The sequence below is a fragment of the Actinomyces acetigenes genome (genome assembly GCF_031296635.1).
Taxonomy (GTDB): Bacteria; Actinomycetota; Actinomycetes; order Actinomycetales; family Actinomycetaceae; genus Actinomyces; species Actinomyces acetigenes.
The window spans coordinates 104,430-114,747 of record NZ_JASPFC010000008.1 but is presented as its reverse complement, the minus strand read 5'-3'; the positions used below and the strand labels follow the sequence as shown (position 1 = coordinate 114,747).

The window sequence follows — 10,318 nt, the reverse complement described above, 5'->3', positions numbered from 1 at the left end:
GGCACTCAGCCCGGTGGTACACTTCACGGCGATGGCTCGTTTCCATAGGGGTTTTGTCTGGCGACAAGAATTCTTCCACAGGAACGAGCCATCACCCCTGCGTAACACACCCACCCAAACCCCCAACACCCTCCCCTGAATAACCTTCATTGTCCGCGCCCTCGGTCTTGCTGGTGGGAATGAGGGGATGCCGAATAGGCCTTGGTGGTTTATTGCTGCGGCGATCTTCTCTCAGGCTTTTTTTCTGCAGGGTATTCCTGAAGAGATAATCTGGCGAGGCTGGCTCTTCTCCTCACTGGGTGAGACGCGTTTCGCGGCGGTATCCAGTGTCCTCGGATTTACCGTTCTTCATCTCTTATCCCAAGGAGGTCAGCAGAATCTCTTCGAGCACCTCACGTATCTCGCCTTGCCGTGCGGATTTGCGGTGACAGCATTGATTGTTCGAATGATCTCCGGGTCGACCTGGGCGGCCATCGGCGTGCACGGAGGAATTCATGTGGCGAACGACGTGTTGTCGGATCGGCTGCATCTCCCCGTCGGGTCGATCACCTGGATTCTCCAAGGCCTGCTCTGGGCCGCGGTCGGCCTTCTCATTCTTGCCTTCCACCGCCGTCGTCAGCGGCAGGTGGCGTTAACAGACTGGACACGTTGACCCCCTCCATCTCCAGGAGCCGTTCCTTACGGTCGACCCCTCCCGCGTATCCGCGCAGGCTTCCGTCGGAGGCGAGCACGCGGTGGCACGGCACAATGAGAACGATCGGATTGCGCCCGACCGCGCCACCCACGGCCTGGGCGGACATCTGCTTGCGGCCCATGTGATGCGCAACCTCGGCAGCGATACGGGCATAGGTGCTGGTGGCGCCGAAGGGGATGGAGAGCATGATGGAGGTGACCATCTTCTTGAAGTCGGAGCCCTCGACCCTGATCGGCGGGGTGAAACCCGGGTCGGCGCCCCCGAAGTAGGTGTCGAGCCACTGGGCCGTCTGTGTGAAGACGGGCAGGTGGGGCCGGAGTACCGCGTCGTCGCTGATCGTCGAGCGGTTGTACTTCTGACCGTCGAACCACAGACCCGTGAGGTACTCGCCGTCGCCGGCCATGGTCATGGCTCCCAACGGGGACTCGTAGCGGCTGAGGTAGTGCATTGATTCCTTCTTCTTGTTCCTCTTCCTGCTCATGGTGTCACGCCCGGGCACGGTTCTGCCTCTCACCGGCTCGCTGTGGAGCCGCGTGCACCGTCTCACCTCCGCCGTCGTCGCCATTGCTCCGGGGCTCCCTTAGGCTTGGCCACGGTGCGCAGGGCGGGACCGGTCGGTTGCCGTCGTCGCGCGGAACCTCCGCTCACACCCTGACGAAAGGCGCAGACGAGCAGTGGCTGAGTACATCTACCAGATGATCAAGGCGCGCAAGGCCCACGGTGACAAGGTCATCCTCGACGACGTCACCATGGCCTTCCTCCCCGGAGCCAAGATCGGCATGGTCGGCCCCAACGGTGCCGGCAAGTCCTCCATCCTCAAGATCATGGCCGGCATCGACCAGCCCTCCAACGGTGAGGCCCGCCTGACCCCCGGCTACAGTGTCGGCATCCTCCTGCAGGAACCCCCGCTCAACGAGGACAAGACGGTGCTCGGCAACGTCGAGGAGGGTGTGGCCGAGATCAAGTCCAAGCTGGACCGCTACAACGAGATCAGTGCCGCCATGGCGGATCCGGATGCCGACTTCGACGCCCTCATGGCGGAGATGGGCGCCCTGCAGGACGCCCTGGACGCCGCCAACGCCTGGGACCTTGACTCCCAGCTCGAGCAGGCCATGGACGCCCTGCGCTGCCCCCCGCCGAACGCCGAGGTCAAGCACCTCTCCGGTGGTGAGCGCCGCCGCGTCGCCCTGTGCAAGCTGCTCCTCGAGGCCCCCGACCTCCTCCTGCTGGACGAGCCCACCAACCACCTCGACGCCGAGTCCGTCCTCTGGCTCGAGCAGCACCTGGCCAGCTACCAGGGCGCCGTCATCGCCGTCACCCACGACCGCTACTTCCTCGACCACGTCGCCGAGTGGATCGCCGAGGTCGACCGCGGCCACCTCTACCCCTACGAGGGCAACTACTCCACCTACCTGGAGACCAAGGAGAAGCGCCTCGAGGTCCAGGGCAAGAAGGACGCCAAGCTCGCCAAGCGCCTCAAGGAGGAGCTTGAGTGGGTGCGCTCGTCGGCCAAGGGACGCCAGGCCAAGTCCAAGGCCCGTCTGGCCCGCTACGAGGAGATGGCCGCCGAGGCCGAGCGCACCCGCAAGCTCGACTTCGAGGAGATCCAGATCCCGCCGGGGCCCCGACTGGGCAGCCTGGTCCTGGAAGCCACCAACCTCAAGAAGGGCTTCGACGGGCGCACCCTCATCGACGGGCTCTCCTTCACCCTGCCGCGCAACGGCATCGTCGGGGTCGTCGGCCCCAACGGCGTCGGGAAGTCCACCCTGTTCAAGACCATCGTCGGCCTGGAGCCGCTCGACGGCGGAGACCTCAAGATCGGACAGACCGTCAAGCTCTCCTACGTCGACCAGTCCCGAGCCGGCATCGACCCCAAGAAGACCCTCTGGGAGGTCGTCTCCGACGGGCTGGACTACATCCAGGTCGGCAACGTGGAGATGCCCTCGCGCGCCTACGTCGCCTCCTTCGGCTTCAAGGGGGCCGACCAGCAGAAGCCGGCCGGCGTGCTCTCCGGCGGCGAGCGCAACCGCCTCAACCTGGCCCTGACCCTCAAGCAGGGCGGCAACCTCATCCTCCTGGACGAGCCCACCAACGACCTCGACGTCGAGACCCTGGGCTCCCTGGAGAACGCCCTGCTGGAGTTCCCCGGCTGCGCCGTGGTCATCACCCACGACCGCTGGTTCCTCGACCGTGTGGCCACCCACATCCTGGCCTGGGAGGGAACGGACAAGAACCCGGCCAGCTGGTACTGGTTCGAGGGGAACTTCGCCTCCTACGAGGAGAACAAGGTCGAGCGCCTCGGCCCCGAGGCGGCCCGCCCCCACCGGGTCACCTACCGCAAGCTGACCCGCGACTGAGCGGAGCCCGCCCGGTCGGCCGCATCAGAAGGAGAAGCGCCATTCCCCCAGCCATCTGGCTGGGGGAATGGCGCTTCTCGTCCTGCTTCAGACGGCGAGTTCACGCGTCTTGTCGGTTGGTGCCGATCGCACTTAAGGTGTTGTGATGAGTAGGAACACCCCAGGGCTCATCCCCGGAGGCGGCGTCATCGGGAGGCTCCCGTTCGAGGGTGAGTGGCTGACCGAGCGCAGTCCCACACGCCGCGTTCCCAGCCATGGGACTCACCTGTTCGCCACCACGTACGCGTTTGACTTCGTCGCCGTCGACGACGATGGTCTCACGGCTCCAGCACGCAGCCTGCGTGCGCTCTTCACCCCCGAACCGCCAGAGCTCTTCCACGCCTTCGGCCGTCCCCTCTACTCGCCCGTTGCGGGAACCGTGATCTCCGTTCACGACGGCGAGCCCGACCACGTGGCGCGCCGTTCCGTCCTGACTCGCATCCCGTACGGATTGAGTCAGCCCCAACGAATTCGGCAGGGACTTACCGCCATCCCTGGAAACCACATCATCATCCAGGTTGCCGAGGGGCCTCATTGCGTGGGACTCGTGCACCTTCAGCGAGGCTCCGTCCAGGTGTCGCCCGGCGACCGGGTGAGCGCAGGCGATCAGATCGGTCGATGCGGCAACTCTGGGAACTCCACGCAGCCCCACCTTCACATCCAAGCGATGGACAGCCCAGATCTCCGTACCGCGAAGGGGGTTCCGCTCCGTTTTGAGGAGTTCCGGCAACGCAGCCCGCAGCAGGGTGCTCCCTGGGCACTACGGCGACAGTCATGCCCCGAGCAGGGGGCGGTCGTCGCTCAACCTTGATATGACGTCATGGAATGAGCCTCAGAGCTGGCAAGCGGTGTCCCCTCGTCGGTCCGCGGCGACCCGATCGTGACGAGAAGCGGCTGGCCGAGATCAGCCCCACGCGCCGCGTCCCGAGCCACGGGACCGACCTGTTCGCCACTACCTACGCGTTTGACGTCGTCGCCGTCGACGACGACGGCCGCACGGATCCAGTGCGCTGCTCCTGCTCGGGGACGTACTTCTCCGGCGAGGACTGCGTTGTCCTGCAAACCTCAGAGATCCGGATGCAGTCGTTTGCAGGAGAAGTAAGTTCTGGACGGAGAACGCAGTCCTCGATCCGTGTCCTCAAGGGGCGGGCGTCAGCCGGGGATGGCGCTGCCGTCGTCGCCCTCTCCCATGCGGATCCGCCAACGTCCCGAACCACCGTCGGACTGAGAAGCAGCGGGCACGCGCACCATCCCCTCCTGGGCGATGGTTGACACCAGCCGGCCGGATGAGTCGAAGACCTGCGCGCGAGCCATGCCGCGGCCACCCTGTGAGGAGGGGGAGTCCTGCACGTAGAGCAGCCAGTCGCCCATGTTCACGTCCCGGTGGAACCACTGGGCGTGGTCGAGGGTCGCCAGGCTCATGCCCTCGCTGCGCCAGGACAGTCCCTGGCTTCGCAGGACCGGTTCCAGCATCACCTGATCACACACGTAGGCCAGCAGCGCCCGGTGCACGGTCTGGGAGGTCTGCTCCGGGATGCGGCTGCGCGAGCGCATCCACAGGTGCTGGCGACCGGTGCGCTCCTGGGCGGGGCGCAGGTAGAGATTGCCCTCCACATGCCTGAGGTCGAAGGCCGCCGTGCGCCCCAGGAAACGCGCCACCGGATGGTCGATGGTACGGAAGATCTCCAGTGCGCTCGTCAAGTCCTCAGGGCGCGGAACTGAGGGGGCTGCGACATGGAGGTCGGCCCCCTCCTGCTCCTCCTGGAAGGAGGTGAGCATCGTCAGGATCGGCGTGCCCTCCTGGGAGGCGGCAGTGCGACGTTGGGAGAAGGACCGCCCGTCGTGCAGGCGCTCGACGGTGAAGGTGATCGGCGTATCGGGCTGACCGCCCCGCATGAAAAAGGCGTGAACCGAGTGCGGCAGGCGCTCACCGTCGCCGTCGTCCTCCACCGTGGCGGCCGCGGCAAGCATGCCCTGGGCCACCACCTGACCTCCGTAGACCCGCCCCGAGAGCTGGGGCAAGGAGGCCCCGGAGAAGACATCCTCCCCGTCACCCGCCGCCAGGCTGAGGATTCGGGTCACCGACCCGAGGGGCTCCTCCGTGGCGACGGGGACGGGGTATGGGGTTGTCACAGACCGAGCTCCTCCAGGATCGGAAGCTTGGCGCGCACTGCTGCACGCGCGTCCTCGGCCGTCGCCGCGTCCAGGGCGATCCTCGCCAGCTCCTGGCACTCGGCGAGCGTGACGGACTTCAGGACGGCGTCGACATCCGGAAGCGCGCGTGCCGTCATCGACAGGGAGGCGACTCCCAGCCCCACGAGGACGGCGGCCAGTGCCGGGTCCGCCGCGGCCTCACCGCACACGCCCACCGGACGTCCCCTGTGGGAGGCCCCCTTGCACGCGGTACTGATCAGACGCAGAACGGCCGGCTGCCAGGCCGTGGACAGATCCGCCAGCGAGGACAGCAGGCGGTCTGCCGCCATGACGTACTGGGTGAGGTCGTTGGTGCCCACGGAGGCGAAGTCGGCGTGCTCGAAGAGCTTGTCGGCCATGAGTGCGGCCGAGGGCACCTCGATCATCATGCCGGCCGTCTTCAGACCGTAGGAGCGGGCCTTCTGCGTGAAGGCCTCGGCCTCCCCGGCCGTGGAGATCATCGGGGCCATGACCCACACCTTGGCCTCGGTGGCGGCCTCGGCCTTGGCCAGGGCCTCGAGCTGGTGATCCAGAACCTCGGGGTCGCGGCGCGTCGTACGGTAGGCGCGCACGCCGAGCGCCGGGTTGGCCTCGGTGGCGTCAGTCAGGAAGGGCAGCGGCTTGTCCGCGCCGGCGTCGAGAGTACGGACCACGACCTTCTTCCCGGGGAACGCCTCCAGGACTCCCTGGTAGGCCTCCACCTGAGCCTCCACCGTGGGCTCCTCAGGCTGGTCCAGGAAGCAGAACTCGGTGCGGAACAGGCCGATGCCCATGGCTCCGGCCTCCGCAGCGCTACGGGCGCCGGCTGCGTCACCGACATTGGCCAGCAGCTGGACCTCGTGGCCGTCCTTCGTGGCTCCGTCGCCGTTGAAGACGCGCACGCGGGAGGCAAGCTCCCGCGCCCGGCGCAGAGCGTCCTCGGAGGGGTTGATGGTGATGCTTCCCTTAGTGCCGTCAACCAGGACGATGTCGCCGTCGGACAGCGCGTCGGTGACCTTCTCGCCGGTGCCGACGATCGCCGGCATGCCCAGCGCGCGCGCCAGGATCGCGGTGTGGGAGGTGGGGCCGCCCTCGGAGGTGATGAAGGCGATGACCTTCTCAGGGTCCAGCAGCGCGGTGTCGGCCGGGGCGAGGTCGGCCGCCACGAGCACGAAGGGCTCAGGCAGGCGGGGGATCCCCGGCATTGGGGACTCGGTCAGGACGGCGACGATGCGGTCGCGGACGTCCTGGACGTCACGAGTGCGCTCGGCCATGTAGCCGCCCAGGGACTCCAGCATGGCGGCCAGCGTTCCCGCGGACTCCCACACGGCGCGCTCTGGGACCAGGCGCTTCTCGCGCACCATGGCCTGCGCCGTCGAGGTCAGGGTGGGGTCGGCGGCCATCTGCGCGGTGGTCTCAAGGAGGGTTCGGGCCTCGGCCTTGGCCTCGGCCGCGGACAGCTCCAGGCCTTTCTTGACCCGTTGGGCCGCCAGCGCGATGCGCTCGCACTCCTTCTCGATGTCGCGACTGGGCTCGAGGGTCGCGATCTCGGGCTCAGGAATGGGAGGTGCCATCCTGGCGACGGGGCCGGCCACAAGGCCAGGGCTCACACCGATGCCGGACAGGGTTGTGGAGGTGGTGTCGGACACTGTCATGTGGTGCTCCTCATCGGAGACGAATGGGGATCATCGCTCATTGTGCCCCGATTGTGGTCGGAAAGAGACATTTCCGCCAGGGGAATAACGATCTCCTCTGCGGCGGCGTCGAGGCATCTATCGCGTTCTCGTAAGGTTACGTGAGTGAGCGCCGTCATGCGAGGAAGATTCTCCGGCGCTGCCGTCCGCTGCCGTCTCCCGTGCGGCAGGCGCCCGCGGCTTCCGTCTCCGTACGCGTGCGTCTTCCTCCCGACCGGAGCTCTTCGCCGCGGATTCCGCGGAGGTGGGATAAAGTGATCGTGAGCACGAAGGACCTCAGCTGCCCGACCACGCGCATGACAGACGGGGATTGCACGAGGACGGGAACCGGGAAGGAGAAGCCATGAGTACTGCATCAGACATCGTCGCCGGTCTCGGCGGCCAGGAGAACATCACCGACCTCGAGCCGTGCATCACGCGCCTGCGCGTCGAGGTAACCGATCAGACGAAGGTTGATGAGGAGGCGCTGCGAGCGGCCGGTGCCTTCGGCGTGGTGCGTTCGGGCCGCGTCGTCCAGGTCGTCGTGGGGCCCACGGCGGACAACCTCGCCTCAGAGATCGCAGCTCTCTAACTGATCGCCTCCGTTCCCGGACGGTCTGCATGGTCGCCCGGCTCCAGTGCCTTCAGCATGGAGCCGGGCGATCTGCCTTCGCCCGCACGGCGGTCGGGCGCATGCCGGCAGCGGGACCCCGGTCTCGTCGCCTGCTCAGCCGCCTGCCGACCGGCTGTGGGGTCTTGGGCACGCGTTCCCCGAGCTGCTCATCGGTAGTGGCGCCATCGTGCGGCCTCATGGTGAAACAGTTGCAGCAAAACGTCAGGAGATACGGTGCGGCGGGTGCACAACCCTCAGCCGTTAGGGCACACTTGGACACTGCTAGTCCTGCTAGCGCCCGCGTTCCGATCCGACCCATCCATCCCCAGGGGTGATGGCGGAGGGCAACCCTGCTCCACGCCCGCTCCATGGCGCTCCATCGCACATCTGCTCACGCAAGGCTGACCCACGCACATGAACGAGTTCAACGACGACCTGTTACCTGCTTCCGAGAGCCTCAAGCAACTGGCTGAGGCGCACGGTGTCTCCACCGAGTACTGGGACTATCACGGCAACCTTGCCTCACCCTCAAGCGCCACTCTCAGGGCCGTACTAGCCGCGTTAGGGGTGAACACCCACTCCGAGGAGGAGATCGGGCGCGCTCTGCGAGAGGTCGAGGACGCCCCTTGGCGGCAGGCGCTTGCCCCCACAGTCGTCACGCGCGGCGGTGTGGAGTCCACCGTCCCCGTCTACGTGCCCGACGGCGCCAAGGTACGGGTGCGCGTCGAGCTCGAGGACGGGGAGGCCCGTGAGCTGACTCAGACTGAGGACTGGACCGTGCCCCGGGAGGTGGACGGCGTCAAGCGCGGCCGCGCCTCCTTCATTCTCGGAGCCGATCTGCCCCTGGGGTGGCACCGCCTCATCGCCGAGGTCAGCCCCGGCTCCACTGACCAGGCGGCCCCGCAGGGGGCTCATGCCGCGGCGCCCGCCGACGGCGAGGCGGAGACCATTACCGTGACCTCGGCGCTGGCGGTCACCCCCAATCACCTTGATCTGCCCGAGTCTCTCGGCGATCGAGGCTGGGGAGTCATGGCCCAGCTGTATTCGACCCGCTCGCGCGGGTCGTGGGGGACCGGTGACACCGACGACCTCACCGAGCTCGCCGCCTTCCTGGGGGACCAGGGGGCCGACTTCCTGCTCATCAACCCGCTGCACGCGGCTGAGCCGGTGGCGCCGATGACCTGCTCGCCCTACTTGCCGGTGACGCGCCGCTTCGTCAACCCCCTCTACATCCGGCCGGAGAACATCCCCGAAGTGGCCCGCCTATCCGGCCCCAAGCGCTCGCTGGTGCAGTGGGCCTTCGAGGAGGTCAAGGACAGTGACCTCAGCGCCGAGCCGATCGACCGCGACGCGGCGTGGAAGGCCAAGCGCGAGGCCCTCGAGGTCATCTTCGCGGCCGGTCGCTCCTACTCCCGCCAGCGGGACTTCGAGCGCTTCCGTGCCGAGCAGGGCGAGGGACTGGAGCGCTTCGCCCTGTGGAGCGCACTGGTGGAGAAGCACGGGCCCCTGGACACCTGGCCCGCCACGCTGCGGGAGGCGGACTCCGCCTACGTCGCCAACGAGGCGCACCAGCTGGCCGAGCGCATCGACTTCTTCGCCTGGCTGCAGTGGATCGTCGACGAGCAGCTGGCCCGTGCCCAGGCTGAGGCCCTGGCTTCGGGGATGGCCCTGGGCATCATGGATGACCTCGCGGTGGGAGTGCACTCGCAGGGAGCTGACGTGTGGTCCAACCCGGAGGCCTTCGCCTCCGGAGTCACCGTGGGGGCTCCGCCGGACATGTACAACCAGCAGGGGCAGAACTGGTCCCAGCCGCCGTGGAACCCTCAGTACCTGGCGCGCAGCGCCTACGCCCCCCTGCGTGACATGGTGCGCACAGTCCTGCGCCACGCCGGCGCGCTGCGCGTGGACCACATCATCGGCCTGTTCCGCCTGTGGTGGATCCCTGAGGGCATGGGGGCGGACCACGGCGCCTACGTGCGTTACGACCACGAGGCCATGCTCGGCGTCGTGCTCCTGGAGGCATACCGGGCCGGTGCCGTCGTCATCGGTGAGGACCTGGGAACCGTGGAGCCCTGGGCGCGCGACTACCTGGCCAGTCGTGGTGTGCTGGGAACCAGCGTCCTGTGGTTCGAGAAGCAGCACGACGGCTGGCCCCTCCAGCCTCAGGACTACCGCAGGCTCGCCCTGTCCACGGTCAACACCCATGATCTTCCTCCGACTGCCGGTTACCTGGCTGACGAGCACGTCGATCTGCGTGAGCGCCTCGGCCTGCTCACGGAGCCGGTCGAGCAGGTGCGCACCGAGGCGCGCATCGAGCGCGACCGGATGACCGCCCGGCTGCGCGAGCACGGCCTGCTGGGGGACGCCCCCACCGAGCGTCAGGTCGTGGAGGCCCTGCACCGTTACGTGGTGCGCACCCCCTCGGTCCTGGTCGGCGTCGCCCTGGTTGACGGCGTGGGGGAGCGGCGCGCTCAGAACCAGCCCGGCACCGACCAGGAGTACCCCAACTGGCGGATCCCTCTGGCCGACGGCGCGGGCGAGGTCGTCCTGGTCGACGACCTGCCCGAGAACGCACGCCTGGGCAGCCTGCTGAGCGCCGTGCGCGACGAGATGGCTTCTCAGGACTGATGTCACTCGGTCAGCGCCCGCCGGATCGGGCGGGCCGGAGTCGGGTGAACTGCTGAGATGCTGTGGTCCCGGCCGTCGTACTGGCGGCCGGGACCACACGTTGTTGCGGGCGAGGTCCGATGGGGCGGACCCGCGTTCGGGT

At 67.6% G+C, this 10,318-nt stretch carries 8 protein-coding genes; 5 read left to right on the top strand and 3 right to left on the bottom strand.

The window, feature by feature from the left end:
• Window positions 1-187: 187 nt before the first annotated feature.
• Window positions 188-652, top strand: a complete 465-nt coding sequence (locus RIV14_RS04980) for a CPBP family glutamic-type intramembrane protease (RefSeq protein WP_309324959.1) — start codon at window positions 188-190, stop codon at window positions 650-652.
• On the opposite strand, the gene RIV14_RS04975 is transcribed toward RIV14_RS04980, so the two are convergent.
• Complete coding sequence (locus RIV14_RS04975) at window positions 591-1,175, bottom strand: methylated-DNA--[protein]-cysteine S-methyltransferase (protein WP_309324957.1); 585 nt, start codon at window positions 1,173-1,175, stop codon at window positions 591-593. The genes RIV14_RS04980 and RIV14_RS04975 overlap by 62 nt on opposite strands.
• Before the next feature lie 193 nt (window positions 1,176-1,368).
• Between RIV14_RS04975 and ettA the strand changes: the two genes are divergently transcribed.
• The gene (ettA, locus tag RIV14_RS04970; protein WP_075372533.1) at window positions 1,369-3,051 is read left to right on the top strand and encodes an energy-dependent translational throttle protein EttA; all 1,683 of its coding nucleotides are present in this window, start codon (window positions 1,369-1,371) and stop codon (window positions 3,049-3,051) included.
• Window positions 3,052-3,196: 145 nt separating this feature from the next.
• Window positions 3,197-3,901 (top strand): M23 family metallopeptidase, encoded by a 705-nt coding sequence (locus tag RIV14_RS04965; protein WP_075372532.1) that lies wholly within the window; start codon window positions 3,197-3,199, stop codon window positions 3,899-3,901.
• Between the two features lie 341 nt (window positions 3,902-4,242).
• On the opposite strand, the gene RIV14_RS04960 is transcribed toward RIV14_RS04965, so the two are convergent.
• Window positions 4,243-5,223, bottom strand: a complete 981-nt coding sequence (locus RIV14_RS04960; RefSeq protein WP_075372531.1) for an acyl-CoA thioesterase — start codon at window positions 5,221-5,223, stop codon at window positions 4,243-4,245.
• Window positions 5,220-6,917 (bottom strand): phosphoenolpyruvate--protein phosphotransferase, encoded by a 1,698-nt coding sequence (ptsP, locus tag RIV14_RS04955; protein WP_075372530.1) that lies wholly within the window; start codon window positions 6,915-6,917, stop codon window positions 5,220-5,222. The genes RIV14_RS04960 and ptsP overlap by 4 nt, the downstream gene beginning before the upstream one ends.
• Before the next feature lie 349 nt (window positions 6,918-7,266).
• Here ptsP and RIV14_RS04950 point away from each other — a divergent pair, with 349 nt between their 5' ends.
• The gene (locus RIV14_RS04950) at window positions 7,267-7,527 is read left to right on the top strand and encodes a PTS sugar transporter subunit IIB (protein WP_256277323.1); all 261 of its coding nucleotides are present in this window, start codon (window positions 7,267-7,269) and stop codon (window positions 7,525-7,527) included.
• 435 nt (window positions 7,528-7,962) lie between these two features.
• Window positions 7,963-10,176: a 4-alpha-glucanotransferase gene (gene malQ, locus RIV14_RS04945; RefSeq protein ID WP_075372529.1), complete on the top strand. Its 2,214-nt coding sequence runs from the start codon at window positions 7,963-7,965 to the stop codon at window positions 10,174-10,176.
• Window positions 10,177-10,318: the final 142 nt, after the last annotated feature.

Excerpts from the sequence above, each read along its gene's own strand:
- RIV14_RS04980 (WP_309324959.1), top strand. The coding sequence starts at position 188 with ATGCCGAATAGGCCTTGGTGGTTTATTGCTGCGGCGATCTTCTCTCAG.
- ptsP (WP_075372530.1), bottom strand. The coding sequence starts at position 6,917 with ATGACAGTGTCCGACACCACCTCCACAACCCTGTCCGGCATCGGTGTG.
- malQ (WP_075372529.1), top strand. The coding sequence starts at position 7,963 with ATGAACGAGTTCAACGACGACCTGTTACCTGCTTCCGAGAGCCTCAAG.
- RIV14_RS04965 (WP_075372532.1), top strand. The coding sequence starts at position 3,197 with ATGAGTAGGAACACCCCAGGGCTCATCCCCGGAGGCGGCGTCATCGGG.
- RIV14_RS04975 (WP_309324957.1), bottom strand. The coding sequence starts at position 1,175 with ATGAGCAGGAAGAGGAACAAGAAGAAGGAATCAATGCACTACCTCAGC.